Below are 24,819 nucleotides of genomic sequence, written 5' to 3' on the forward strand. Positions count from 1 at the left end.
TCCCAGCACCGCGCCACATAGTTCACCAGCGCGCCGTGCGGGACCACGACGCCCTTCGGCCGACCCGTCGAACCCGACGTGTAGATCACATACGCTGGATGCGAGGACGACAACCCGACGCCAGGACCGGCCGGTTCGGCATCGTCCGGTTCGGAGAGCCGCGCCACCGTCTCCGGCGCATCCACCACCAGCAGCGGTAGCGCGTCAGCGCTCACCGGAATGTGATGGCGGGTCACACCACTGGCGACAACCAGCACCGGCCGGGCGTCATCCAGCATGTAGCCGATCCGCTCCGCCGGATAGTCCGGATCGATCGGCACATACGCGCCCCCGGCCTTCAGCACGGCCAGCAGAACCACGACCAGATCGGCGGAGCGGTCCATCACCACGCCGACCAGCGACTCCGGACCCACACCCCGCAGGACCAACAACCGTGCCAGCCGGTCCACCCGGCCGTTCAGCTCCGCATACGACAGCTCCACACCGCCGGCGACCACCGCCACCGCCCCGGGAGTCCGACCCACCTGAGCCGCGAACAACTCCGGCAACGTCCCCGCCGGCACCTCACGCACAGTGTCGTTCCACTCGCCGACGATCCGGTCCCGCTCCACCGCCGACAACACGTCCACGCGGGCGATGGGGTCACGGGGCGATGCGTTCGCCACCCAGTGCAGGACGGATCGGAACCGGTTCGCGTTCTCCGCCGCCGATTCCTCGGTGTAGAGGTCCGGATTGGCCTCCGAGGCGATCTCGATGTGACCGTCGGCGTACCTGTCGTAAACGGAGATCGAAAAGTCGTTGAAGTGCGGCCCGCACAGCCCGTGGGCGCGGACGCTGCAATCGCCGAACTTCACGTCGTAGTCGAAGGACATCACGTTCACGAGCAGGCCGGCCAGGTTGCCGCGGCCGGCGAGCTTGAGGTCCCTGACGATGTCCTCGTAGCGGTACCGTTGGTGCGGCAAGGCCTGGCGGACCGTCGTGGACACCTGCCTCACGAGTTCTTCCAGACGCATTCCCGGACGCACCGCGAGGCGGATCGGGAGGATGTTCGCCATCATGCCGGGAATCCCGCGCTGCTCGCTTCCCGTCCTGCCGAGGACGGGGATGCCGAGGACGATGTCCTGCGCACCGGTGACGCGGTGCAGGAACGCCGCGGCTGCGCTGATGACCAGGCCGGAGAAACTCGTCCTCAGACGGCGGGCCGCCGCCCTCAGACCGGCGGCGTCTTCCGCGCCCACGTCCTTCAGGTGCTGTATCAAGGCGTGCGGCGTGAGGGTGGGCCGCTGCCCGCTGAGGCTGACCGACTCCGGGCGGTCGGGGAAGGTTCCGGCCCAGAATTCCCGGTCCAGCTCCAGGTCTTCCGATGCCCTGTAGGAGGCGTCGGCGTCCAGCAGGACGGACAGGGGGGCGAGAGCGCCGTCCTCCGGCGATGAGTCGGCCACCAGGCTCGCGTAGACCTCTGCCACCCGGCAGACGATGATGGACGCGGTGAACCCGTCCGCGACGATGTGGTGAGCCCTGTGGTACCAGAAGAACCGGTCCGGTGCGGCCCGGAAGACGGCCTGTGTGAAGAGGGCTCCCTCCCTGAGGTCGACGGGGCGGCGCATGTCCGCCCACATCCATTCCTCCGCCGTTCCGCGGGGATCGGCCGAGGAACTGACGTCGATCATGTGAAGGGGCCAGCGGTCCGAGACTTCCACGTGCTGCCGGAGCGAATTCCCGTCGCCGGAGAAACGCAGGTGGAAGGTCTCGACCTCGCCGATCGTGCGACGCAGAGCGAGTTCGAAGAGATCCAGGTCGAGGTCGCCCTGGATCTCCAGGTATTCCCCGATGCTGTAGATCGGGTTGTCGAGGTCGAGCTGCTGGGCTTGCCAAATGCCAAGCTGTCCACCCGTCAGGTGCCGCCGCTCGGTTGCAGATCCAGACATGCTTGCAGATCCCCGTTCACTCAGCTCAGATGACGTCATCCGAGGAGCGCTGTGAATCGGGCGCGCCGCCAATTCGCTCACGGCCCTGGTCGCCCAAGTTCCGGGACAAGCCACGGACATGAGGCGTCCCGGATCCCGCGCACCCTCGTCCGTGTGGCGCGAAGCTCCCCATCATGATCAATCAGACGGGGCAGTATAGAACACCGCCGGAGAGCGTCATCCACCACGTTCCCGCAGCTCGGCGGCCATGAAGGGCAGTTCCGTGCCGTACTGTCGCGAGATCGTGACATACCGTCAATCATGCCCGTGCTAGCCGTTGGACGGGCGCCCGCGAGCTGCCCGCAACACGTCCCGGACCGACGCGTTTCGGCCAACGAAGATCAGGTACCATCGTCGCGCAATCCTTAAGACTCAGGCCCTTCGGCCGGTGACGGGGGAATCCGGAGGAGGGGGCGCAACCCATGCCCTTTCTCACCGCAGCGAACTGACAACACGTCAGCGAATTGCCGCATAGCGTCATCACCAGACGCCCTCCTGGCGAATCCCCTCATCAGCGATACGAAGCCGACTCAGGAAGAGCGGGTATGCGCGGCAAGGATGACGAGCTCGCCGACCGATGGTTCCGGATACTGAAGCACTGTCCGAATCCTGGTATTCGCCTCGTTTGCTTTCCCCATGCGGGAGGCGCGGCGAGCTTCTTCCGACCCTGGGCCCCGCTCGTGCCGGACGGCGTGGAACTCGTCGCGGTCCGCTATCCGGGACGGGAGGACCGGCTGCTCGATCCTCCCGTCGAGACGATGGAAGGGCTGGCCGAGCCGCTGGCCCGATCATGCTCCCGGTTCACCGACGCGCCTCTGGTGTTCTTCGGGCACAGTATGGGCGCCTCGGTGGCGGCGGAGGTCGCCCAGCGTCTGCAGCACGCGAACGGCACGACCTTGGCCGCACTGTTCGTGTCGGGTCGCGCGGGACCGGGGCGCCAGAAGCCGAGCGGCCTCGCGGAGGTGAGCGACGCGGAACTCATGGAATCCGTCGGCCTCCTGGGCGGCACGAATCCTCAGGCGTTCGAGGATCCCGAGCTGCTCGAACTGATCCTGCCGCCCATCCGTGCCGACTACCGGCTGATCGACCGCTACGAACCCCCTGTGGCGGGCGCCGGTGTGGACGCACCGGTGGTCGCCTACTTCGGGAACCAGGACCCGCGTGTGGACGAACACGCCGTCGAGGCATGGTCGTCGGTGACGCGGTCCACCTTCACCACCAGAGCCTTCGACGGCGGGCACTTCTATCTCGCCGACCAGCCCGGGGCGCTCCTGGAAGACCTCTTCACCCGTCTCGGAACCCCGGTGAAGAAGTCTTGACCATCCAACGCGAAAGGATTTTGTGATGACGAACCCGTTCGAGGACCCGACCGCCACCTACGTCGTCCTGGTGAACGACGAGGGACAGCACTCGCTCTGGCCGACGTTCAGCGAGGTCCCCGCCGGCTGGACGGTGGTCTTCGGCGAGTCCGGGCGACAGGAATGCCTCGACTTCATCGAAGCCTCCTGGACCGACATGCGCCCGAAGAGCCTGATCGACGCCATGCAGCAGGGCAGCTGATCCGTCGCCACCCCGCTCCGGTGGCGCGTCCGGACCTGCCCATCCGTCCTGACCCAATGAATTTCGAGGCACGAGTATCTTGGACAGTTCGACGTTCTGCACCGAGCTCGACATCGAATACGTCGAGCTCTACGTAGAGGATCTTGAGGCGAGGACCTCGGAGTGGGTCGACCGCTACGCGTTCTCGGTCACCGCGAGGCGCGGGTCCGTCGACGAGGGCTTCCGCAGCGTGGCCCTTCGCCAGGGCCGCATCGTCCTCGTGCTGACCGAGGGCGGTACGGACGAGCACCCGGCGCGCGCCTACGTCCGTGCGCACGGCGACGGCGTCGCGGACATCGCGCTGCGCACCACGGACGCACGGGCGGCGTTCGCGGAGGCCGTGCGCCGTGGTGCGCGTGCCGTCGCCGGACCGGCCGTCATCGGCGGGCGGACCGTCACGGCCACCATCGCCGGCTTCGGCGACGTGGTGCACACCTTCGTGCAGAACGACGGGGAGCACGTGCCCGGTCTGCCGCCCGGCTTCGCCGCCGTCCCGGCGTCGTCCGTATCCGAGTCCGCATCCGCCTCGGCCTCCGCCGGCGACGAGGACGGCCCGGCCGTGGGGCTCCAGGAGATCGACCATTTCGCCGTGTGCGTGAGCGCCGGCGAACTCCGGTCGACCGTGGACTTCTACCGGACGGCTCTGGGCTTCCGGGAGATATTCGAGGAGCACATAGTCGTCGGCCCCCAGGCTATGAACTCCAAGGTGGTCCAGAGTGCCTCCGGGTCGGTCACGTTCACGATCATCGAGCCGGACACCACGGCCCAGCCCGGTCAGATCGACGGGTTCCTCGCCAGTCACGGCGGCGCCGGCATCCAGCACGTCGCGTTCTCGTCCTTCGACGCCGTGCGCTCGGTCCGCGTCCTCAGCGATCTCGGCGTCGCGTTCCTGACGACTCCGGGCTCCTACTACGACCTCCTCGGCGAGCGCATCACGCCCAAGAACCATGAGCTGGACGAACTCCGGGAACTGAACCTGCTGGTCGACGAGGACCACGGCGGACAGCTGTTCCAGATCTTCACCCGCTCCACGCACCCCCGCCGCACCATATTCTTCGAGGTCATCGAACGGATCGGGGCGGAGACCTTCGGCAGCTCGAACATCAAGGCGCTCTACGAAGCAGTCGAGTTGGAGAGGTCCCGGCAGAGCGGTCCCGCCTCATGAACCCCACACTCCTCACCGACCGGGCCGCCGCCGTCTGCCTGGAGGATCTGGAAGCCGCCGCGGCCGCGACGCTGCCCAGGGAAGTCCGGGACTTCGTGGCCGGAGGCAGCGGCCGGGAATGCACGCTGCGGGCCAACCGTACGGCGCTGGACCAGATCCACATCGTCCCGCGTGTGCTGCGCGACGTATCGGGAACCACGACGCGGACCGAGCTGCTCGGCGGCCCGGCCGCGATGCCCCTGGCCGTGGCACCGATGGCGTACCACAAGCTGCTGCATCCCGAAGGCGAGCTCGCGATGGCCCGCGCGGCGCGTCGGGCCGGTGTGCCGTTCACCATCGCCACGTTGAGCAGTTGCCCGCTCGAGGAGATCGTCGCCGAGGCGGGCCGCACCTGGTTCCAGCTGTACTGGCTGCGCGACGAGGACAAGCTCTTCGAGCTCGTCGAGAGGGCCGAGGCGGCCGGCTGCGAAGCGTTGATGCTCACCGTCGACGTTCCCTGGATGGGCCGTCGGCTGCGCGACGTCCGCAACCAGTTCAGCCTGCCGCCGCACGTGACGGCCGCCCACCTCGCCGACGGTGTCTCGTCCGCCGCGCATGCCACGCACCACGGCGCATCCGCGGTGGCCGCCCACACCAGTGTGGCCATGACGGCGGCGCTGACCTGGGAGCACGTCACGGCTCTGCGTGCGCGTACGGATCTGCCGTTGATCCTCAAGGGTGTCCTCGACCCGCGCGACGCCCGCCGGGCCGCGGACTGCGGTGTCGATGCCCTGGTGGTGTCCAACCACGGAGGGCGGCAGCTCGACGGTGCCGTCCCCGCGATCGGGATGCTGCCCGCCGTCCGGGAAGCGGTCGAAGGCCACTGCGAGGTCCTCTTCGACAGCGGTGTCCGCGGCGGCACCGACGTCCTCAGGGCCCTGGCCCTGGGCGCGTCGGGCGTTCTGGTGGGCCGTCCCCTGCTGTGGGGCCTGGCGGTCGACGGCGAGGCCGGAGCCGACACGGTCTTCCGGCTGCTCGCGGAGGAAGTCCGCGATGCCCTGGGCCTCGCCGGATGCGCCTCCGTCGCTGAGGCCCGTTCGCTCAGCACGACGGGCTCCGTCCCCTTCGCCCCGCCAACGGCCCACTGAGCGCTGCCCCGCCCGGAGCCGAGACCGACGGAGGGTCCCTCCGGGCAGCCGGCCCGGCCCGTGCTGCGGCGGTGCCATGCCGGCGGCAGACGTCGGCGAAGGCGGCCCCGCTGTAGTGGGGCCCTGTCGGTGTGGAAGACAACTCCGTGAATCCGGCCGCCCCGGACGGCCACGGCCATCTCGATCGCGTCGGTGACCACCGAGGTGTGCATGCCGTCCGCGATCGACCAGCCCGCCGCCTTCCTCGGGCAAAGAACCCCGAACTCCGTGGCGATCCGTGCAGGAGGCCCGATCGTCTTGTCCGGGGCCAGTCGGGCGCGGAGACTCGGTCCTGACGGATCGTCCGCTGCAGGGGGACAGGATGAAGCAGTTAGAAAGCGCCGACCCGGTGACGGTCGGCAAGTACCGGACCATCGCGGAACTCGGCCGGGGCGGGATGGGCCGGGTCCTGCTGAGCAGCGCCCCGGACGGCCGGTTGGTCGCGCTGAAGCAGGTGCGCTCGCAGTTCGTCGAGGACGACGGGTTCCGGGCCCGGTTCCGCCGGGAGGTGGAAGCCTCCCGCAAGGTCTCCGGAGCGTATACGTCCGCGATCATCGACGCGGACGCCGATGCCCCCGAGCCCTGGCTGACCTCGGAGTTCGTCCCCGGACCGTCGCTCCAGCACGCGGTGGCCACCGTCGGGGCGCTGCCCGAGGAGTCGGTGCTGCGCATGACCGCGGGACTGGCCTCGGCCCTGAGCGACATCCACCGGGTCGGGCTGGTGCACCGGGACCTGAAACCGTCGAACGTGCTGCTCGCCGACGACGGGCCCCGAGTGATCGACTTCGGCATCGCCCGGGCCGCCGACAGCGAGGACGGAAGCGAGCTGACGACCACGGGCTGGCTGGTCGGCTCACCCGGGTTCATGTCCCCGGAGCAGGCCCAGGGCGCGCCGCTCGACTCGGCCAGCGACATCTTCTCCCTCGGGACGGTGCTCGTCATGGCGTGCACCGGTGCGTGCCCGTTCACCGGGCCCTCCCTGCCGCAGACCCTGTACAACGTCGTGCACACCGAACCCGATCTCAGCGGGCTGCCGGCGAAGATCCGCCCGATCGTGGCCGGCTGCCTCGCCAAGGACCCCGCCGCCCGGCCGAGCGCGGCCCAACTGCGGGAGTCCCTCGGGAGCCTGGCGCCCTCGCCGCGTCCCTGGCCGCAGGAGATCCACGAGTTGATCGCGGAGCAGCAGGCCGAGATCGAGCGGCTCCGGGCCGAGCTGGGGAAACGGCCTGCCGTCCCGGAGTCCGCGGCACCGGTCCTCGACAAGCCCGCGCCGCCGTACCCGGGGCCCCCGCCGGCCTCGGCCCGGCGCGGCTTCGCCGTCGGCGCGGGCATCGCCGTCGGCCTCGCGATCGCCGCGGCGGTGGTCGCCCTGGTGCCCGGCCGCGACGGCGGCACCGTCACCGTTGCCGACCCCGAGGCGACCGTCACGGCCTCGGGGCACCCGACCGGTGACCCGACCGCCTCGGCGCCCACGCGACCGGCCCCCGACCCGACCACCGAGGCGCCCCGCGCGCCGGCCGTCGAGCCGACCCCGCCCGAGCCCGAGCCCTCCGCCTCACCCGAGCCTTCCGAGCAGGCGCCGACGACGGTCACCACGCGGTCGAGCACGCGGCCCGCCTCGATCGTGAGCTGCTTCGGTGACTACCTGGAGGAACCCGAGTCGCTCCTGCTCCACTGCGGAGACGGCAACGGCATGCTCAAGGGCCTGACCTGGTCGGACTGGGGACTGTCCACCGCCCACGCCAGCGGACAGGAGTGGGACGTGATCTGCCGGCCCAGCTGCGCGAACGGCAGCGAGGTCCACTACCCGGCCACCGTGACCCTCACGGGCCTCGTCGGAGGGCGCTACACGACGATGCAGATCAGGGCCCCGCAATCGCCCTACGGCCCCGTCTCCCGGTACCGGCTCGACTCGCACGGGCCGGTGCAGACGGGCTGACGACGGGGCCCGGGGCAGGGCGCTCTCACACCCCCCACGCTGTGAACGCGGCCCAGTGGACCGGAGAGGCGAAGGGGCGCCCGCCGATCGTCGCCCGGGCGGTGTACCGCTCGGTCTGGGCCGCCAAGTGGGGCCGGGAGGCCGTGTACCGGGCGAGCTCCTCCCAGGTGAGCCGGCGCAGCCAGGTACGGGCCCGGCGCAGGGCGGCCACCGGGGGGAGCCCGCCGGGCCCCTGAGCGGGGGCGAGCAGCTCGTAGAACCGCGCCATCAGCACCGCGGTCACCATGTCGTCCACCAGCCACAGCCCGGCCACCGCGCATGCGGCCCCGGCCTGGAGGAGGCCCGCCGCGAGCCCGCGGAACTCGTCGGGAGCCCGAACCACCTCGTAGTGGCCGGACTGGCAGGCACTGGCCACCGCGAGCCGGCAGGCGGGGAGCCGGTGGGCGCCCAGGGTGTCCATGTCCAGGCGGCCGTCGGCCAGGGCCAGGGAGGCGCCCCGGCCGTCGAACTCGCCGCTGCCGTGGCAGATGATGTGGAGATACGAGGCCTCGGCGAGCCGGGCGAGCAGCCAGTCCACGGTGGCTTCGGGCCCCGCCGCGCAGCGGGCCTCGCCGTGCGGCTCGAACAGCTGCCGGATCTGGGCGAGTTCGCCGCGTCCGCCGGGGAGCGAACCGTCGGGGTCGGTGACCGCCACCAGGCGTGGCACCGGATCCGGCAGCCGGGCGGCCGCGAGGCGGGAGGACGCGTACACGGCCGCGGACGGGGAGAGGATCACGGTGCCGATGTCGTCGAGGACTTCTCCCGCCCCCGGCCCGAGCGGCACGGCGTGCAGGGGGACCAGGCCCAGCAGACCGGTCGGTACGACGACGGCCTCCTGCTCCGGGTCCTCCGCGAGGAGACTCGCGACCGGGCGCAGGAGCGGCCCGAGTGCTGCGAGCCGGTCCAGGGCCTGCGGGAGCAGACGCCTGCGCCGGAGCGCTCCGGCCTCCTGTACGAGGAGCAGGCCCAGGGCGCCGTCGGCCGGGTCCAGCACCAGGAGGCCGGTGACGGTCCGGCTGCTCACCTCCGGAACGGGAACGGCCCGTACAGCGGGCGGCTCGCCCGAGCTGCGGGGAAGCACGAGGGCGTAGCTGCCCCAGGGCGCGTTCACCAGGTAGACGAGCGGACGCCCGCCCGCCGCGCGGACGATGTCGCCCAGCCCGTCGGTGCGCAGGAAGCGCTGGAAGCCCGGGATCGCGCGGATCTCCGCGATCGCCGCACGCACGCCGCGTTCGGCAGCGGCCTCCCCCTTCACAGGGGAGCCGGCGACGGCGGCGCCGGACGCCGCCGCGGACGCCTCTCCGACCGAGGACCGGTACCGGGCCTGTGCCAGCCGGTAGCGGTGGGCGGCGGCGGGGTCGATCCGTTCCAGGGCCTCGAGGTCGGCCGCCCCTCGCCCGGCCACCACCGAGAGCTCACAGGCCACTCCGCCCTCGATCGCCTCGACCGCACGCTCCGGACGCCCCGCCCGGGCCAGCAGGAAGGCGGCCCAGCGGGCGATCCTGTTGACCTGGGCGAGGACGCTCCGGCGGCCCGTCCCGGTGACCTGGGCGTCGTAGAGCGCGGTCGCGGCGGTCAGCATGCCGGACGCGACATCGGCCGCCTCGCTCCAGCGTTCCGCCGAGGCGTGCGCGCTGACCAGTTCCCGGGCGATGCCGAGGTGCAGGGACGGCGACACCGTGGCCGGTGTGGCCCCCAGGGCCGCGTGGCGCAGCCGGAGGCCGTCTGCGCTGCCCGGGCCGTCGATGTGGTCCATGGCCCGGGCCAGCAGCCAGGCGATGCGGCCCGTGTCCAGGAGGCCGGGGCGCGCGGTGGACAGGGCGAGCGCTGCCGTCGCCGCCTCCCGGGCGCCGCGCGCGTCGACGGGTTCCCGGGACAGCAGCAGGTCGCCCAGATTGCACTGGATCCGGGACCACAGAGCCGGGTCGTCACCTGCGCCGAGGTGGCTCAGGGCGTCCCGGTAGCACTGCTCCGCCTCCCTGAGGTCGTCCACCCCGGCGCGCCGGTACAGCAGCAGGCCGAGGTTGACCATCGAGTAGGCCCAGGCGACCCTGTCCCGCTCGGGGGCCCGCTCCTCCAGCCCCGCCCTGATGTGCTCGATGCCGAGGGTGAGGTCCTCGGGGCCGCCGCCGGGCCGCTCCGAGAGGAGCAGGCCGTAGTTGGTCTGGACCCGCGCCCAGTACTCGGGGTACTCGCCCCGGTCCAGCACCGTGGCGCGTGCCAGCAGGTCGCGGGCGGCTTCCCAGATCTCCAGCCGGTCGCCGTCGTCCCGCAGGTGGTGGGCGCTGGCCAGGTTGTTCGCCACCTCCACCCACGGGAGAGTCCCCTCGCGCAGCCGGCTCAGGGCGCGTTCGAGGACCCGGACGGCCTCGGAGGGGTCGGCGTCGAGCCCCGCGTGCACAGCGAGCACCAGGCGTTCGCCGAGCCGCGCGGCCAGCTCGGTCTCCATGCCCTCCTCGCCCAGCCCGGCGGCGAGCTCCAGCGCCTCGCGGGCGAGCGGGATGCCTTCGGGCCCGTCGGTGTCGCGGGCCTCCAGGTACATCGCGTGCAGCCGGGTCCGCAGACCGGCGTCGAAGCGCCCCAGGGACTCGAAGTAGCGGCGTATGGCGGTGTCCGCAGCGGTCCGGCCGTCGCACAGTTCGTCCAGGAGCCGCTGCCGTATGCGCAGCACCTCTTTGAGGGGGGTCTCGGCCGCCCTGCGCAGTTCCTCGCGGCCCGCGTCGCGCACCCGGGTGCCGTCCGTCAGCTCCGGGTGCGTGCGGACGAGTTCCGCGAGGGCGTCCGGCAGGCCGTGCAGCATGGCGGTCAGCAGCTCCCCGACCGGGGAGTCGGCGCGTGCCTCCCCCAGGTACTCAAGGAAGATCCGGTAGTTCGCGACCGTCGGCGCCCCCTCGGGCTCCAGCTCCCTGCACGCCGACTCGGGATCCTCCAGGTCCCGTTCGAGGTCGCGGGCCAGGACATGGGGGAGCAGCCTGCGCGGCAGCGGGATCGCCGCCCCGGGGAAGACGCCGCCCAGGAAGGCCCCGGCCCGCGCGGCCTCCGCCAGCAGGGGCTCCCCGGAGGGCGGCGGACCGCCCCCGAGCTCCGTGACGGAGACCGCCAGCAGCAGGGGCGCTGCAGCGCCCGGGCGCAGGACCAGCAGCGGCGCCTCGATGTGCGTCCTGGTCCCGCAGACGGGGCAGTCCACCCAGGAGACGCCCGGGACGCCGGGGACGGGTGCCGCCAGCACGTCGGCCCGCTCCCGCGCGTCGATGACGCGCCAGACCGGAGCCCCCCGCTCCTGGGCACACTGCTCGCAGTGCCACGCGTAGGGCGCCCTCACCGAGACCGTCATCGCGAACCCCCTCCCGGTCCTCCGGCTACTTGCCGCTGGTGATCTGCGAGAGCAGGGCCGTCAGGACGCGGCCGAGGGAGGAGTCCCGCAGGGCCCGCTTGTGGATGGTCAGGCTCCACCTCCCGCGCGGATCCCGATTCAGGACCACCTCGGTCTGCAGGAGCGTGACGGCGAGCGCCGCGACCGGCAGCGTGACGGGGTCGAGCCGTTCCATCGGCGAGCATGCGTAGGCGACGGCCTCGCCCACCGTGTCCGCCAGGTCCTCTCGCAGCGCCGCCGCATACTCCAGTAAGCGGCGTGCCAACTCACCGTCGGAAATTTCAGGTTGGTCCGGCCCCACGTACCGCGCCAGCTCCACGGCGGCCACCTCCGCCCGCAGCTCATCGCCGACCTCGGACAGCTGCCGCGCGGCGGGGAGCAGCCCGTGCTCCTCCGCCAGCGCCGTCAGCGCGCGGACGGCCTCGTCGTCGGCGAGACTGCGGATGTCCCGTTCCAGATCACATTGATTCGACATGCTCGCAATTCTGTCTCTTGCGGCGCATGTTCATGCCTGAATACGGGAGTTGGGGGTGTGAGGGGCGGCGATCGCGGTCAGGCGAGCCTCCCGGGACGGCGAGCCCTCCGGCGCTCACCCGAGCCGGCGGTCGAGGTTGTCGGCGGCGCTGATCAGTGCCCGCGTAGGTGAGCATCTTCTCGAAGGCCAGCCGCCGTAGTCGGACGCGTGGCGGAAGCGCTGCTGCAGCCACTCCACGAACGCGCCGGCCTCGTCGATCGCCGCGAACACGCTCGGCGAGTCGAAGTGCGTGCAGCAGTACCGGTCGATCGTCCCGTTGGTGCCGACGAGCACGACGGTGTGCAGGTCACCGGTCAGGCCGTGCTCGGCGATGGGCAGGTAGCACGCCCGCGGTGCCCGCGGGGCACGGCCTCCTCCGCCCGGCCAGCAGGGCCTGCAGGGCCTTCGCGCACCATCGCGAGCGTCCTCCTCGGCCTCGGCTCATGGCACGAGCACGAGCTTTCCCTTCGCCGCCGAACTCTCAAGCAGCTCGTGCGCGTGACGCGCCTCGGACAGCGGCAGGCGCTCGGCCACGACCGGGTGGATCTTGCCCTCACGGAGCAGGCCGAGCAGCGCGCCGAAGTCCTCGCGGAACCGACGCGGGTCGCGGGGGCCTCCACCCACCAGAAGCGCTCGGTGGCTTCCGGCCACGGGCAGCACTTGGCGGTGGTGGTCGTGCAGTTTCTGGATCCGGTAGGCGAGCGCCTGTCGGCGGGGCGAGAGCAGGCTCCAGAACCATACGGTCCCGGTCGCCGCATACCACTCCGCCCACCGCCGCCAGTTCTTGTGCCCGTGTTCGAGTGTGGCGTAGTGGCCGTACACGACAAGCCGTCCACCGGGCCGCAACGCGCGGAAGGAGCGAACCGACAGCGCACCGCCGAGCCCGTCGAGCACGACGTCCACGCCCATGCCGGGGAGCTCGCGCACCCGCGCCAGGAAGTCCTCGTTGCGGTAGTCGATCGCGACTGCGCCGAGCCGTTCGACCGCGGCACGGTCGCGGGCCGACGCGGTCCCGTACATCTCAAGCCCGGCCTGCGATCCGAGCTCCAGGACTGCGGTGCCCACCCTTCCGGCCGCACCGTGCACGAGCACCGTCTCGCCGCTCTTCACCCTCGCCACGCGATGCAGTAGCTGGTAGGCGGTCATGTAGGTGAAAACGAGGTTCAGAACCTCCCCCGGGTCGAGGTTCTCGGGTACCGGGACCGCCTCCGCCTCCGGCACGCAGACTCGCTCTGCGTCCGCGCCCCACACCGTCAGCGCGCCGATGCGGTCTCCCTCGCGCAGTCTCGAACAGCCGGGGCCGAGCTCCTCGACAACGCCGACGAGCTCGTAGCCGGGCGTGAACGGAGGCTTCGGTACGCCGAGGTACGTGCCGGCGCGCAGTTGGGCATCGGTGAAGGACACGCCTGCGGCCAGCACCCTGACGCACACCTCACCAGGTCCCGGTCGGGGATCGTCGTCCTCAACGACCCGCAAGACCTCGGGACCGCCGAAATGATCAACGATGACGCGTTTCATGCCTTCAGCCTAGGCAGGCCGCACGGCCCTCGCATGCGGTCGATTCTCCGGCTCGATGATCTCCTGAAGCGGGTGTCGCAGGTTCGAATCCTGTGACGGAGGCAGTGGCGACGCGCCGACACGCCCCGGTCAGGGGCGGTCTTCGGAGACTGCGGCGATTCGCCTGTCCGGTCAGCTGTACCGGGTCCCCCGGGACCCACGCCCGCCCGTGGGCCGCGGGCCGGCTCCTCCTCGGGCTCGCCCTCCGGGGAGGGGCGCGACCCGCCTCCGGATCGCCCCCGCGCGCCCGGCGGCGGCCGTCCCCGCTGCCGACGGCCCACGGAGGTAAGAGAATGGATTATGAGCAACCTCCTGGGACCCTTCAGGCGTCGGCTGCTCCGCTCTACCACGGGCTCTCACCCTCCCCCCCGGCGCGCCCGACCAGGACACGGTCAGGAAGCTCAGGAAGCCGGCCGGCCCCCGATGGCGACGTCACGGCCGCAGCGCCTGTCCTCCCTGCTGAGCGTGCGCAGCGTGGCGGGGGAGGTGTTCCTCCTGCAGCTGGCCGTCGTGGTGCTCCTCGTGGCCGCCGCGGTGGTGGCCCTCGTGGTGCAGGCCCGGAGCGACGCCATGCTGGACGCCCGGCACCGTACGCTCGCCGCCGCCGGAACGTTCGCGGAATCCCCGGGGATCGTGCCGGCCCTGCACAGCGCCCATCCGAGTGCGGTGCTGCAGCCGAGCGCCGAGGCGGCCCGGAAGATCGCCGGGGTCGACGGCATCAACGTGTACACGCTCGACGGGGTCACCGTCGCCCACAGCGACCCCGGGCAGATCGGGAAACGCGTCGTGGGCCCCTTCGCCAAGGCGGCGGCCGGCACCTCGTTCACCGAGACGTTCGAAGGGTCCCTGGGGCAGTCGGTGGTCTCGGTGGTCCCCGTCAAGGACCGCGACGGCCACGTCATCGCCGTCGTCTCCTCCCCGGTCACGGTCCAGAACGTCCAGGGCATGGTGAACCGGCAGCTGCCGGTCGTCCTGGGGACCGCGGCCGCGGTGCTCGCCCTGTCCGCCGGCGGGACGGCTCTGGTGAGCCATCGGCTGCTGCGCCGGACCCGTGGTCTGGGACCGGCCGAGATGACGAGGATGTACGAGCACCACGACGCGGTGCTGCACGCGGTGCGGGAGGGCGTACTGATCGTCGGCGGCGGCGGACGGCTGCTGCTCGCCAATGACGAGGCGCGCCGGCTGCTGGACCTGCCCCCGGACGCGGAGGGGCGCCCCGTCACGGACCTGGGTCTGGAGGAGGCGATCGCCGAGCCGATCGCATCGGGCCGGTCCGCGACCGACGAGGTGCACCTGGCGGGCGATCGGCTGCTGGCGGTGAACATCCGGCCCACCGCCCCGTACGGGCAGGCGGGCACCGTCGTCACGCTGCGGGACACCACCGAGCTGCGGGCACTCACCGGCAGGGCCGATGTGGCCCGGGAGCGCCTGAAGCTGCTCTACGACGCGGGGGTGCGGGTCGGAACGACGCTCAACGTGGAGCGCACCGCGGAGGAACTGGCGGAGGTGGCGGTCCCGCGGTTCGCCGACGTGGTCACGGTCGACCTGCTGGACCCGGTGCTGCGCGGCGAGGAGCCGCCCGAAGCGATCACCGAGATGCGCCGCACCGCCGTCGTCGGCCTCGGGGGCGACCACCCGCTCTCCCCCGTCGGCGAGCTGATCCGGTTCGCTCCCACCGGCCCCATGGCCGCCGGGCTGGCCGGCGGCCGTGCGGTCCTGGAGGCGGACCTGCGCGCCGGCCGCCGCTGGCGGTCACAGGACCAGGCCAACGCCCTGCAGATCCTGGCCCGCGGCATCCACTCCCTGATCGTCGTGCCCCTGCGGGCGCGGGGCGTGGTGCTGGGCATGGCCGGCTACTGGCGGGGGCAGGAATCCCCGCCGTTCGACGAGGAGGACGTGTCCCTCGCCGAGGAGCTGACCGCCCGGGCGGCCCTGTCCGTCGACAACGCCCGCCGCTACACCCGCGAGCACACCATGGCCGTCACCCTCCAGCGCAGCCTGCTGCCCCGGGGCGTACCGGAGCAGTCCGCCGTCGAGGTCGCGCACCGCTACCTGGCCGCCCAGGCGGGGGTGGGCGGTGACTGGTTCGACGTCATCCCGCTGCCGGGCACCCGGGTGGCCCTGGTCGTCGGCGACGTCGTCGGCCACGGTCTGCACGCCGCCGCCACCATGGGCCGCCTGCGCACCGCCGTGTACAACTTCTCCACCCTCGACCTGCCCCCGGACGAACTCCTGAGCCACCTGGACGAGCTGGTCGCCCACATCGACACCGACGGGCAGGAATGGCAGGGGATCACCGGGGCCACCTGCCTGTGCGCCATCTACGATCCCGTCTCGGGGCACGTGACCGCCGCCACGGCGGGGCATCCGGGCCCGGCTCTGGTCGGCCCCGACGGGACCGTGTCCTTCCCCGAGGTGCCGGTCTCCCCGCCGCTGGGCCTGGGGGCGGGCCTGCCCATCGAGACCACGACGGTCACCCTGCCGGAAGGCTCCCTGCTGGCGCTCTTCACCGACGGGCTGATCGAGAGCCGCGACCGCGATCCGGACGCGGGCCTCGCAGCGCTGCGCGCCGCCCTGGAGGGCCCCGCACGCACCCCCGAGGAGACCTGCACCGCGGTGATCGAGGCGATGCTGCCCTCCCGGCCGAGCGACGACGTCGCGCTGCTGGTGGCCCGCACCCGCCGGCTGGATCCCGAGCGGATCGCCGAGTGGGACGTGCCCCCCGACCCGGCGGCGGTGTCCCGGGTGCGCAACGCCTGCGCCCGCCGGCTGGCGGACTGGGGCCTGGAGGACATCGCCTTCACCACGGAGCTGATCCTCAGCGAGCTGATCACCAACGCGATCCGCTACGGCACCGAGCCCATCCGGGTGAGGCTGCTGTACGACCGCAGCCTGGTCTGCGAGGTCTCCGACGGTTCCAGCACCTCCCCGCACCTGCGCCGGGCCGCGGCCACCGACGAGGGCGGCCGCGGCCTGTTCCTCGTCGCGCAGTTCGCCGAGCGCTGGGGCACCCGCTACACCGTCCGCGGCAAGATCATCTGGAGTGAGCAGGCCCTCCACGAGGGGGCCCCGCCGCCCCCGGTGGACCTCGGGGAGGCGATCTTGGCCGGGTGGGACGACGAGGGGTTCTGAGAACGCGCCGGTACGGCAGCCGCACGGAACACAACGGACACCACCTCCCGGGACCGCTCTGCCGAGGCCGACGAACGTACTCTGGCTTCGATCTGTACACGACCGCCTGTTATGGAGCCTTCGTGCCTGCACCCCGTCTCCGAACGGCCTTCGTCGCCTTCTCCCTGGCCCTCGCGGCGGCGCCCCTGGGCGCCTGCGGGGACAAGCCCACCGCCGCGCCCACCGCGCCCGCGGTCGCGACCTCGGCGGCGGACGCCGGCGGCACGGCGGCGCTGACCGCAGCGGCGAAGAAGGAGGGCGTGCTCAATGCCATCGCCCTCCCGCGCGACTGGGCCGGCTACGGCGCGCTGATCGACGGCTTCGAGAAGAAGTACGGGATCAAGGTCAGGGTGGAGAACCCGGAGGGTTCCAGCGAGGACGAGATCACCGCCCTGAAGGAGCACAGGGGTGCGGGCCGCGCCCCCGACGTGATCGACGTGGGCGGCTCGTTCGCGCAGTCCGCGGCCCGGCAGGGCCTGCTCGCGCCCTACGAGGTCGCCGCGTACGACCAGATCCCCGAAGAGCAGAAGGACCCGCGGGCCCGCTGGTACAACAACTACGGGGGCTACGTCTCGATCGGCTGTGACGCCAAGCGCGTCAAGAACTGCCCCTCGACCTTCGCCGACCTGCGCAAGCCCGAGTACAAGGGCCAGGTCGCGCTCAACGGCGACCCCACCAAGTCCGGCTCCGCCTTCGCCGGCGTGTACGCGGCAGCCCTGGCGAACGGGGGTTCCTTCGACGACATCCAGCCCGGTCTCGACTTCTTCGCCGAGCTCAGCAAGAACGGGAACTTCATCCCGGTCCAATCCACTCCGGAAACGATCGCGAACGGCCGGACCCCGATCAGCATCGACTGGGACTTCCTCAACCTCGGGTACGCCGAAGAATTCCGGAAGAAGGGCGCGGACGTCGACTGGCGGACCGCCATCCCGTTCGACGGCAGCTTCGCCGAGTACTACGCGCACGGGGTGAACAAGGACGCCCCGCACCCGGCGGCGGCACGTCTGTGGCAGGAGTACGTCTTCAGCCCGGAGGGGCAGAACCTCCGGCTCGCCGCCTACGCGCGCCCCGTCCTCATGGAGGCGATGAAGAAGGACGGCACGCTCGACAAGGCCGCGGCGGAGAAACTGCCGACGGTCGAGGGCACCCCGACGTTTCCGACGGAGGCGCAGACGGCGAAGGCGAAGGAGACCGTCAACCGCGGCTGGACCAAGGCCGTCTCGGGCTGAGGGCGGGGGCGCTCAGGAAGCGCTGCTGGTCGGCCGGGAAGCCGTCGGCGAACAGGGACCTGGGGGCGAACAGCGCGGTCGGGGTCAGGCGCGGGGAGGAGCGCTCGACGGTGTGTTCGACCAGGCCGTGCGTGGCGTCGGGGTAGTGGGCGAGGTGCAGGAACGGGCCCGGCACCCGCGCCCTGGCCGCCCGGTGCTGGGAGGCCCTGGTCGGCGACGCCGGGGAATCGGACCGCCTGCGCCTCTTCCGCCTCTACCGCCTCTACGACGAAGCCCTCCCCCAAACCGCCCGTCCGCTCGAATGAACGGCGTGGCACAGGCGCCGGTCTTCACCGAGGTCGACCCGGCCCCGGCCGGCGGCGGTGTCGGCGGGCGGGCGGATGGGGAAGCCAGGTCGTGTCCCCCACCGGGTTCCCCCTCTCCTTCATGCGAGGCCGAATGATCGCCAACCTGATGCGGCGCGCCCGGGGCGCGCTCGCGGTCGCCGTCGTCACCGGCGCCCTGCTCACGGCCGCGGTACCCGCCCGGGCCGCCGCCGCGCCCGCCCTCACCGCCGCCGGCGCGATCCTCGTCGACGCCGCCACGGGCGCCACGCTCACCTCCAAGGCCCCCGACACCCCGCGGCAGACGGCCAGTACGACCAAGATCATGACGGCGGTCGTGGTCGCGTCGCAACCCGGTCTGAACCTGGATCGGAAGGTCACCGTCCGGCAGGCGTACCTCGACTACGTCCACCGGCAGGGGGCGAGCTCCGCGCAGCTGAGGGCGGGGGCCACCCCGACGGTGCGTCAGCTGCTGTACGCGATGATGCTGCCGTCGGGATGCGACGCCGCGTACGCGCTCGCGGACGCCTTCGGCACGGGCACCACCAGCGCCGGGCGCACCGCGGACTTCATCGCGAGGATGAACGCCGAGGCGAAGGCCCTGGGCATGACCCGCACCGTCTACGACAGCTTCGACGGCATCTCGCCGACCGGCAGGAACGTCACCACCCCGCGCGACCTGGCCCGGCTCACCCGGCACGCCCTGTCCGTCCCGCTGTTGCAGACCGTCGTGAAGACCGCCGCCTACGCCACCGGCGGCACCTCGGCCCTCGCCACCTGGTCGAACAGCAACCTGCTGGTCCAGCCCCGGCCCGCCGGCTACGGCTACCCCGGCGCCGTCGGCGTCAAGACCGGCACCACCACGGCCGCCGGCAAGTGCCTGGTCTTCTCCGTCACCCGCAACGGAAAGACCGTCATCGGCGTGCTGCTGAAGGACGAGGAGCGGTACAGGGACTCGATGGCCCTGTCGGACTGGGCCCTCGGCCCGGCCGCGGGCTCCAGGACGGCCCTGCAGCGCAGCAGCACCGAACCCGTCCCGGACGTCCTCGACTGACCGCCCCGCGGGCCCCGCGGGCCCCGGGGGTCTACGGCGTGCGGGTCGCCGTGCGGCCGTGGGCGGCGGCGGCCCGGGCGAAGCGGGCGGCGTCGGCGACGGCCGCGCCGCCCGTGTCGTTGTTGAAGTAGACGTAGACGTCGGCCCGGTCCGGCCAGGCGTCGGCGATGCGCCGGGCCCAGGAGTCCAGCGCCTGGCGGCCGTAGCGGGGCGGCGGGCTCGCGGCGCCGGCGTGGAGGCGTACGTAACCCCAGGACGCGGTCCGCCACAGCGGGGCCACCGGCCGTGACCACCGGTCGGCCCAGCACAGGGCGCTGGCGTGGCGTTCCAGGACGGCCCGCAGTGCGGGTTCCGCCTCCCACCACGAGGGGTGGCGCGGTTCGACGGCCACCCGGACGCCGCGGGGGAAGCAGTCCAGGCAGGCGTCGAGCGAGGCGGGGTCCGCCCGGAGGTTCGGCGGCAGCTGGAGCAGGACGGGGCCCAGGCGGGGGCCGAGGCCCTCGGCGTGCTCCAGGAGCCGCCGGACCGGCTCCTCGGGGTCGTGCAGGCGCTTGAGGTGGGTCAGGTAGCGGGATGCCTTGACCGCCATCACGAAGTCCTCGGGGGTGCGCTCGCGCCAGGAGGCGAAGACCGAGGCCTCGGGGAGCCGGTAGAAGGCGTTGTTGTTCTCGACGGTGGCGAAGCGGCGGGCGTACTCCTCCAGCCAGAGCCGCTGCGGCAGGCCCTCCGGGTAGAGGGGGCCGCGCCAGTCCCGGTACTGCCATCCCGAGGTCCCGACGTGCAGGGGCATGCCCGGGGCCCTAGCTGCCGACCCGTACCAGGGCCAGGGTGATGTTGTCGGGGCCGCCGGCCTCGATGGCGGCCTTCCAGAGCTCGAAGGCGGCGCGGCCGTCGTCGTGGACCCTGAGCACGGCGTCGATCTCCTCGTCGGGCAGCGGGTCGCTGAGCCCGTCGCTGCACACCAGGTAGCGGTCGCCCCCGGAGAGCTCGAAGGAGGTCACGTGGGGTACGGGGGTACCGGAGGCGCGGCTGCCGCCGAGGGTCTGGGTGACGGCGGAGGTCGTGCGCCGCCCGGGCTCCGGGGGCGGGCTGTCGTCCACGCTGACCCGGCGCAGGCCGTCGGCGCCGGCGGCGTAGACCCGGCTGTCGCCCACGTTGAACACGAGCAGTGACTCCCCGAGGACGAGGACGCCGGCGACGGTGGTGGCCATGGTGAACAGCTCCGGGCGGCCCTCGGCGGCCGCGTTCACCTCGTAGTCGCAGACGTCCAGGGCGTCACGGAGCGTGTCCGGGCCCCGCAGGGTGGGACCGAGGGCGGAGAGGCGGCGGGCGACGAGGGCGCTGGCGACCTCCCCGGCCGGCTGTCCGCCGAGCCCGTCGGCGACGGCGACGACCAGCGGGCGGCCGAGCGGGAACACGAGGGTCTGGGGGCTGTCGGTCACGGTGGCGCACAGGGTCCACGGTCCGACGACGAGGCTGTCCTCGTTGTGCTCGCGGACCAGGCCGGCGTGGCTGAGCGCGGTCACCGCTATGTACGGCACCCCACCATTGTCGCGCGGCGCGCGGTGTGCGGCACCACCGGGCCGGAGGGGCCTCTCCGACCGGAGCGGAACGGCCCGATCCATCGACTTTCGGCCAAGCCAACTGCCGCGGTCCGTCCGTATCATGACCTCCTGTCAATACCCGTGCACGGAGCGGCTAGGATCCCGGGCTGTTGTCCAAGATCTTCCGCAACCGATCGTTTGAGGGTTCTGATGGTTCGAGAGGGATCGCCCGGCAGTCCAGGGCCCGCCTCACCCGTCGCATGGGCGCTGCCCGCCCTGGTGACCGCCGCGATATCCGCGGCGGCCGCCGCGCTGGTCCCCGGGTCCGCGCGCGCCTCCGTCGCCTGGATCGGCGCGGCCGCCTGCGTGGCCGTCGCGCTGGCCTGTGCCGAGGCCGCCCGGCGCGGCCGGGCGGTGGCCGCGCTGCGGGCCGCCGTGGCGGCCCGTGAGGAGGCCCTGGCGGTCCAGCAGGCGGAGACCGTGTGGCTGGCCGAGGTGCTGCTGCCCGACATCGTGGGACGGCTGCGCAAGGGCGAGTTCCCCGAGGACGTGCTCACCTCCCTCGAGGACGACGACGTCCACCGGCCGGGGCTGACCCCCGAGTTCAGGGCGGCCCACCAGGCGGTGCTGCGGTCGGTGCTCGACGCCGTGGTCGCCGAGGAGGACCTGCGCGACTCCGCGCAGCGGGCCTTCGTGAACATCGCCCGCCGCGTCCAGGCCATCGTGCACCAGCAGGCCCAGGAAATGCGGGAGATGGAGGACCGGCACGGGCAGGACCCGGCCGTCTTCGGCGACCTGCTGCGGCTCGACCACGGCACCGCGCTCATCGGCCGGCTCGCGGACTCCATCGCCGTCCTCGGCGGTGCGCGGCCCGGCCGCCAGTGGAGCAAGTCGGTGCCGCTGTACAGCGTGCTGCGCGGCGCCATGTCCCGGATCATCGACTACCAGCGCGTGGAGCTGCACTCGGTGACCCAGGTGGCCGTCGTCGGTCCCGCCGTCGAGCCGCTCATCCACGCGCTGGCGGAGCTGCTGGACAACGCCACCCGCTACTCGCCGCCGCAGACCAGGGTGCACCTGACCGCGGTCGAGGTGAACTCGGGCATCGCCATCGAGATCGAGGACGGCGGCCTGAGCATGAGCGAGGAGGCCCGCAACCGGGCCGAGCGGATGCTGCGCCAGGCGCAGGAGGGCATCGACCTCACCGACCTGGGCGAGACCCCGCGACTGGGCCTCGCCGTGGTCGGCCGGCTGGCGCAGGCGTACGGCTTCCAGGTCTCGCTGCGCTCCTCGGCGTACGGCGGCGTGCGCGCCGTCCTCGTGGTCCCGCAGGGCCTGATCACCACGGTCTCCGCGGCGACCGGTCTCGCGCACGGCATCGGCACCTCCTCGGGCCCGCGGGCCGCGGCGCTCCCGGCGAAGGCCGACGGGGCGTCCGGATCGCCGCGACCGCGCCGGGCCACGGGGCCGCAGGCGCTCCCGGCGGACGACTACGACGAGGGGCCGGTCGTGACCGAGCGGACGCCGAACGGCCTGCCGCAGCGCCGGCGCAGGACCCGCGTCACCGCGCCGGCGGGACCGGCCGTCGCGGAGCCGACGGGGACCACCAGCACCACCGCCGCACCGGAGCAGGCCGAGGCCCAGCCCGGAATGTGGCTCGCCGCCTTCCAGAGCGGCCTGTCCGGGGACACCCGGCCCGCCGAGGACCACACGGCGGACTACCAGCACCACACGCACAGCTCGCCGGCCTCGGCGACCAAGGGGGAACAGCCGTGAGTCAGCAGCAGAGCAACATGGACTGGATGCTCAAGGACCTGGCCGAGAGCGTCCCGCAGACCCGGCACGTCATCGTGCTGTCGGCCGACGGCCTGCGGATGGCCCAGTACGGCGCGGAGACCGACACGGCCGACCGGCTCGCCGCCGCCTGCGCCGGCCTCCAGAGCCTGGCCGGCGCGGTCGCCGCCGAAATCCCGCACAGCAGCGGGCGGATGAGGCTGGTCGTGATCGAGATGGACGGCGGCTTCTTCTACCTGATGGCCGCCGGCGCCGGAGCCTACCTCGCGGTGCTGGCCGACGAAGGCGTCGACGCCGGACTGATGGGCCAGCGCATGCGGGACCTCGTGGCGCGGATCGGAGAGCACCTCAGCAGCCCGCCGCGCAGCGACAGGCTGACCGCGTGAGCGACCCTGGCAACACAAGCTGGGAAGACGGCAGCCCGGAACGGCTCTACGTCATCACGGGCGGCCGCAGCGAACCGCTGGGCCCCTCCGGCCTCGACCTGGTGACGCTCATCGTCGCCACGTCGGGGCCGCGGCCCGGCATGCAGCCGGAACACTCGGCCATCGTGCGGTTGTGCCAGTCGCCGCTGTCGGTGGCCGAGATCTCGGCCTACCTGGGTCTGCCGGTGAGCGTGGTCACCGTGCTCCTCGACGACCTCCTCACCGCGAAGCGGGTGCTCTCGCGCGCACCCGTCGCCCCCGCCCAACTCCCCGACCTGGCATTGATTGAGGCAGTCATCGATGGACTTCGAAAGCTCTGAGCATCCCGCGGGGCCGCGGCGCGAGGACATCCTGCCGGCGACGGCGACGGCCGCGGTCAAGGTGGTGATCGTGGGCGGGTTCGGGGTCGGCAAGACGACCCTGGTCGGCTCGGTGAGCGAGATCCGGCCATTGACCACCGAGGAGACCATGACCCAGGCCGGGGTCGGGGTCGACGACACGGCGGGCGTGGAGCGCAAGAAGTCGACCACCGTGGCCATGGACTTCGGCCGCATCAGCATCAACGAGGAGCTGGTGCTGTACCTCTTCGGGACGCCGGGCCAGCAGCGGTTCTGGTTCCTGTGGAACGGCCTGTTCGAGGGTGCGCTGGGTGCGGTGGTCCTCGTCGACACCCGCCGGCTGGAGGTCAGCTTCGACGTGATCGGCCGGCTGGAGGAGCGGGGCGTGCCGTTCGTCGTCGCCGTGAACACCTTCCCCGACGCTCCCGTGTACCCCCTCGACGAGCTGCGCGGCGCGCTCGACCTGCCGCAGTCCGTCCCCCTCGTCGCCTGCGACGCCCGGCAGCGCGACTCCAGCCGCGACGTCCTGATGGCGCTGATGCACTACCTGCACTCCCTCGCCGCGGCCCCGGAGGCCTCGTAGGACCGCCTCCGGGCCGGCCCCGCGGCCGGCCCCCGCGCCCCGCGGGGAAGCGGGCCGGGGGCCGGAGCGGTCAGATCCCGGAGGCCCAGCCTCCGATGGTGAACCGGCCGCCCTCCTCGCGCACTTCGAAGGCTCCGCTTCCGCCGAAGTGCGCGGGCACGACCAGCTCCCCGCGCTCCGCCGCCCGCCCCAGGGTGCGGCGGCGGGTCCGTGCCGCCTGCGCCGCGTCCATGCAGAAGCAGCTGTTGCAGGAGGGCCGCAGGACCTGCACCGGGCTGTGCAGCATGTCCCCGACGAAGACCGCCCGGTCGGTCCCGGACTCCAGCCTCAGCACCGAGGAGCCGGGCGTGTGGCCGGGGGCCGCCTCCAGGGTGAGCCGGTCGTCGATGCGGTGGGAGTCCTCCCAGAGGACCGCCTGCCCGGACCGGTGGACGGGGGCGACGCTGTCCTCGTAGACGAGCCGGTCGATCTCCCGCGCGCCGCCGCCGTATCCGCCGCGCGGCCCGAAGTGGGCGTCGTCGGCGGCGGGAATGAGGTACCGGGCGTTGGGGAAGGCCGGGACCCACTCCCCGTCGGCGTCCAGGGTGTTCCAGCCGACGTGGTCGGCGTGCAGGTGGGTGTTGACGACGACGTCCACCTCCTCGGGGCGGACTCCGGCGGCGGCGAGGTCCGCCATGAAGTCGCCCTGGCGCTGGTGGAACAGCGGCGAGCCGGGCCGCTCGCGCCCGTTGCCCACCCCGGTGTCCACCAGGACGGTGCGGCCGCCGCTGCGCAGCACCCAGGTCTGCAGGGCGAGCACGGCCTGGTCGGCGTCGGGCCGCCAGTGGTCCGGTGCCAGCCACTCCTCGTTCTCCTTCCACAACTCGGCGCCGGACTGCGGGACCAGGTCCCGTGCGGCCGCGAAGGGGCCCCGCGCTTCGACGACACGGGTGATCTCGACGTCCCCCAGGACGATGCTCTGCGTGTTCTCGTTGGTCATGTACACCACCCTAGGCAGGCGGGGCGAGCCGCCCAATGCTCCTTCCGCTCAAGAGGATGCGCA

21 protein-coding genes are annotated in these 24,819 nt (G+C 72.5%); 12 read left to right on the top strand and 9 right to left on the bottom strand.

The genetic code is table 11. The features are described 5' to 3' along the window. Nucleotides 1-1,928 (bottom strand): condensation domain-containing protein (locus tag AB0469_RS23160; RefSeq protein WP_366453325.1); only part of this gene is annotated, 1,928 nt, incomplete at its 3' end. A 584-nt stretch (nucleotides 1,929-2,512) separates the two neighbouring features. Between AB0469_RS23160 and AB0469_RS23165 the strand changes: the two genes are divergently transcribed. From AB0469_RS23165 to AB0469_RS23185, 5 genes are all read left to right on the top strand, one after another. Then, nucleotides 2,513-3,286, top strand: coding sequence for an alpha/beta fold hydrolase (locus AB0469_RS23165; protein ID WP_366453326.1), 774 nt, complete (start codon nucleotides 2,513-2,515; stop codon nucleotides 3,284-3,286). A gap of 25 nt (nucleotides 3,287-3,311) precedes the next feature. After that, nucleotides 3,312-3,527, top strand: a complete 216-nt coding sequence (locus tag AB0469_RS23170; protein WP_366453327.1) for an MbtH family protein — start codon at nucleotides 3,312-3,314, stop codon at nucleotides 3,525-3,527. Nucleotides 3,528-3,606: 79 nt separating this feature from the next. Then, nucleotides 3,607-4,731 (top strand): 4-hydroxyphenylpyruvate dioxygenase, encoded by a 1,125-nt coding sequence (gene hppD, locus AB0469_RS23175; RefSeq protein WP_366453328.1) that lies wholly within the window; start codon nucleotides 3,607-3,609, stop codon nucleotides 4,729-4,731. Beyond that, nucleotides 4,728-5,858, top strand: a complete 1,131-nt coding sequence (locus AB0469_RS23180) for an alpha-hydroxy acid oxidase (RefSeq protein ID WP_366453329.1) — start codon at nucleotides 4,728-4,730, stop codon at nucleotides 5,856-5,858. Before hppD ends, AB0469_RS23180 begins: the two co-directional genes overlap by 4 nt. A gap of 361 nt (nucleotides 5,859-6,219) precedes the next feature. After that, on the top strand, nucleotides 6,220-7,836 hold the full coding sequence (locus tag AB0469_RS23185) for a protein kinase (protein WP_366453330.1): 1,617 nt from the start codon (nucleotides 6,220-6,222) through the stop codon (nucleotides 7,834-7,836). Between the two features lie 25 nt (nucleotides 7,837-7,861). On the opposite strand, the gene AB0469_RS23190 is transcribed toward AB0469_RS23185, so the two are convergent. From AB0469_RS23190 to AB0469_RS23205, 4 genes are all read right to left on the bottom strand, one after another. Further along, complete coding sequence (locus AB0469_RS23190; RefSeq protein ID WP_366453331.1) at nucleotides 7,862-11,209, bottom strand: CHAT domain-containing protein; 3,348 nt, start codon at nucleotides 11,207-11,209, stop codon at nucleotides 7,862-7,864. 25 nt (nucleotides 11,210-11,234) lie between these two features. Next, complete coding sequence (locus AB0469_RS23195) at nucleotides 11,235-11,723, bottom strand: hypothetical protein (RefSeq protein ID WP_366453332.1); 489 nt, start codon at nucleotides 11,721-11,723, stop codon at nucleotides 11,235-11,237. 114 nt (nucleotides 11,724-11,837) lie between these two features. After that, nucleotides 11,838-12,056 (bottom strand): hypothetical protein, encoded by a 219-nt coding sequence (locus tag AB0469_RS23200; RefSeq protein ID WP_366453333.1) that lies wholly within the window; start codon nucleotides 12,054-12,056, stop codon nucleotides 11,838-11,840. A gap of 147 nt (nucleotides 12,057-12,203) precedes the next feature. Then, nucleotides 12,204-13,280, bottom strand: a complete 1,077-nt coding sequence (locus AB0469_RS23205) for a medium chain dehydrogenase/reductase family protein (RefSeq protein ID WP_366453334.1) — start codon at nucleotides 13,278-13,280, stop codon at nucleotides 12,204-12,206. Between the two features lie 462 nt (nucleotides 13,281-13,742). Between AB0469_RS23205 and AB0469_RS23210 the strand changes: the two genes are divergently transcribed. Together AB0469_RS23210 and AB0469_RS23215 are read left to right on the top strand one after the other, a co-directional pair. After that, the gene (locus tag AB0469_RS23210) at nucleotides 13,743-16,451 is read left to right on the top strand and encodes a SpoIIE family protein phosphatase (protein WP_366453335.1); all 2,709 of its coding nucleotides are present in this window, start codon (nucleotides 13,743-13,745) and stop codon (nucleotides 16,449-16,451) included. A gap of 122 nt (nucleotides 16,452-16,573) precedes the next feature. Next, nucleotides 16,574-17,719, top strand: a complete 1,146-nt coding sequence (locus AB0469_RS23215) for an extracellular solute-binding protein (protein WP_366453336.1) — start codon at nucleotides 16,574-16,576, stop codon at nucleotides 17,717-17,719. Here AB0469_RS23215 and AB0469_RS23220 read toward each other — a convergent pair. Continuing rightward, the gene (locus AB0469_RS23220; RefSeq protein WP_366453337.1) at nucleotides 17,685-17,894 is read right to left on the bottom strand and encodes a hypothetical protein; all 210 of its coding nucleotides are present in this window, start codon (nucleotides 17,892-17,894) and stop codon (nucleotides 17,685-17,687) included. The two genes, AB0469_RS23215 and AB0469_RS23220, sit on opposite strands and share 35 nt — an antisense overlap. A 251-nt stretch (nucleotides 17,895-18,145) precedes the next feature. On the opposite strand from AB0469_RS23220, the gene AB0469_RS23225 reads away from it, so the two are divergent. Then, nucleotides 18,146-19,096 (top strand): serine hydrolase, encoded by a 951-nt coding sequence (locus tag AB0469_RS23225; protein WP_366453338.1) that lies wholly within the window; start codon nucleotides 18,146-18,148, stop codon nucleotides 19,094-19,096. A gap of 31 nt (nucleotides 19,097-19,127) precedes the next feature. Here AB0469_RS23225 and AB0469_RS23230 read toward each other — a convergent pair whose 3' ends face one another. After that, on the bottom strand, nucleotides 19,128-19,886 hold the full coding sequence (locus AB0469_RS23230; RefSeq protein WP_366453339.1) for a DUF72 domain-containing protein: 759 nt from the start codon (nucleotides 19,884-19,886) through the stop codon (nucleotides 19,128-19,130). Nucleotides 19,887-19,896: 10 nt separating this feature from the next. Continuing rightward, a complete protein-coding gene (locus AB0469_RS23235) occupies nucleotides 19,897-20,637 on the bottom strand; it encodes a PP2C family serine/threonine-protein phosphatase (protein ID WP_366453340.1) in 741 nt (246 codons plus the stop codon). Nucleotides 20,638-20,850: 213 nt separating this feature from the next. Between AB0469_RS23235 and AB0469_RS23240 the strand changes: the two genes are divergently transcribed. The 4 genes from AB0469_RS23240 to AB0469_RS23255 are packed head-to-tail and all read left to right on the top strand — an operon-like array spanning nucleotide 20,851 to nucleotide 23,777. Continuing rightward, complete coding sequence (locus AB0469_RS23240) at nucleotides 20,851-22,413, top strand: ATP-binding protein (RefSeq protein WP_366453341.1); 1,563 nt, start codon at nucleotides 20,851-20,853, stop codon at nucleotides 22,411-22,413. A gap of 17 nt (nucleotides 22,414-22,430) precedes the next feature. Further along, nucleotides 22,431-22,817, top strand: a complete 387-nt coding sequence (locus tag AB0469_RS23245; protein WP_366453482.1) for a roadblock/LC7 domain-containing protein — start codon at nucleotides 22,431-22,433, stop codon at nucleotides 22,815-22,817. Further along, the gene (locus AB0469_RS23250; protein WP_042814753.1) at nucleotides 22,814-23,176 is read left to right on the top strand and encodes a DUF742 domain-containing protein; all 363 of its coding nucleotides are present in this window, start codon (nucleotides 22,814-22,816) and stop codon (nucleotides 23,174-23,176) included. Before AB0469_RS23245 ends, AB0469_RS23250 begins: the two co-directional genes overlap by 4 nt. After that, nucleotides 23,157-23,777, top strand: a complete 621-nt coding sequence (locus tag AB0469_RS23255) for an ATP/GTP-binding protein (protein ID WP_366453342.1) — start codon at nucleotides 23,157-23,159, stop codon at nucleotides 23,775-23,777. The genes AB0469_RS23250 and AB0469_RS23255 overlap by 20 nt, the downstream gene beginning before the upstream one ends. A gap of 70 nt (nucleotides 23,778-23,847) precedes the next feature. On the opposite strand, the gene AB0469_RS23260 is transcribed toward AB0469_RS23255, so the two are convergent. Next, complete coding sequence (locus AB0469_RS23260) at nucleotides 23,848-24,756, bottom strand: MBL fold metallo-hydrolase (protein WP_366453343.1); 909 nt, start codon at nucleotides 24,754-24,756, stop codon at nucleotides 23,848-23,850. Between the last annotated feature and the right edge of the window lie 63 nt (nucleotides 24,757-24,819).

The sequence above is a fragment of the Streptomyces sp. NPDC093801 genome (genome assembly GCF_040701585.1).
In the GTDB taxonomy this organism is placed as follows: domain Bacteria; phylum Actinomycetota; class Actinomycetes; order Streptomycetales; family Streptomycetaceae; genus Streptomyces.

Coding starts and splice junctions, on each gene's coding strand:
- AB0469_RS23165 (WP_366453326.1), top strand. CDS start 2,513: ATGCGCGGCAAGGATGACGAGCTCGCCGACCGATGGTTCCGGATACTG.
- AB0469_RS23170 (WP_366453327.1), top strand. CDS start 3,312: ATGACGAACCCGTTCGAGGACCCGACCGCCACCTACGTCGTCCTGGTG.
- AB0469_RS23180 (WP_366453329.1), top strand. CDS start 4,728: ATGAACCCCACACTCCTCACCGACCGGGCCGCCGCCGTCTGCCTGGAG.
- AB0469_RS23185 (WP_366453330.1), top strand. CDS start 6,220: ATGAAGCAGTTAGAAAGCGCCGACCCGGTGACGGTCGGCAAGTACCGG.
- AB0469_RS23190 (WP_366453331.1), bottom strand. CDS start 11,209: ATGACGGTCTCGGTGAGGGCGCCCTACGCGTGGCACTGCGAGCAGTGT.
- AB0469_RS23195 (WP_366453332.1), bottom strand. CDS start 11,723: ATGTCGAATCAATGTGATCTGGAACGGGACATCCGCAGTCTCGCCGAC.
- AB0469_RS23205 (WP_366453334.1), bottom strand. CDS start 13,280: ATGAAACGCGTCATCGTTGATCATTTCGGCGGTCCCGAGGTCTTGCGG.
- AB0469_RS23210 (WP_366453335.1), top strand. CDS start 13,743: ATGGCGACGTCACGGCCGCAGCGCCTGTCCTCCCTGCTGAGCGTGCGC.
- AB0469_RS23225 (WP_366453338.1), top strand. CDS start 18,146: ATGCGAGGCCGAATGATCGCCAACCTGATGCGGCGCGCCCGGGGCGCG.
- AB0469_RS23230 (WP_366453339.1), bottom strand. CDS start 19,886: ATGCCCCTGCACGTCGGGACCTCGGGATGGCAGTACCGGGACTGGCGC.
- AB0469_RS23240 (WP_366453341.1), top strand. CDS start 20,851: ATGGTTCGAGAGGGATCGCCCGGCAGTCCAGGGCCCGCCTCACCCGTC.
- AB0469_RS23245 (WP_366453482.1), top strand. CDS start 22,431: ATGGACTGGATGCTCAAGGACCTGGCCGAGAGCGTCCCGCAGACCCGG.
- AB0469_RS23255 (WP_366453342.1), top strand. CDS start 23,157: ATGGACTTCGAAAGCTCTGAGCATCCCGCGGGGCCGCGGCGCGAGGAC.
- AB0469_RS23260 (WP_366453343.1), bottom strand. CDS start 24,756: ATGACCAACGAGAACACGCAGAGCATCGTCCTGGGGGACGTCGAGATC.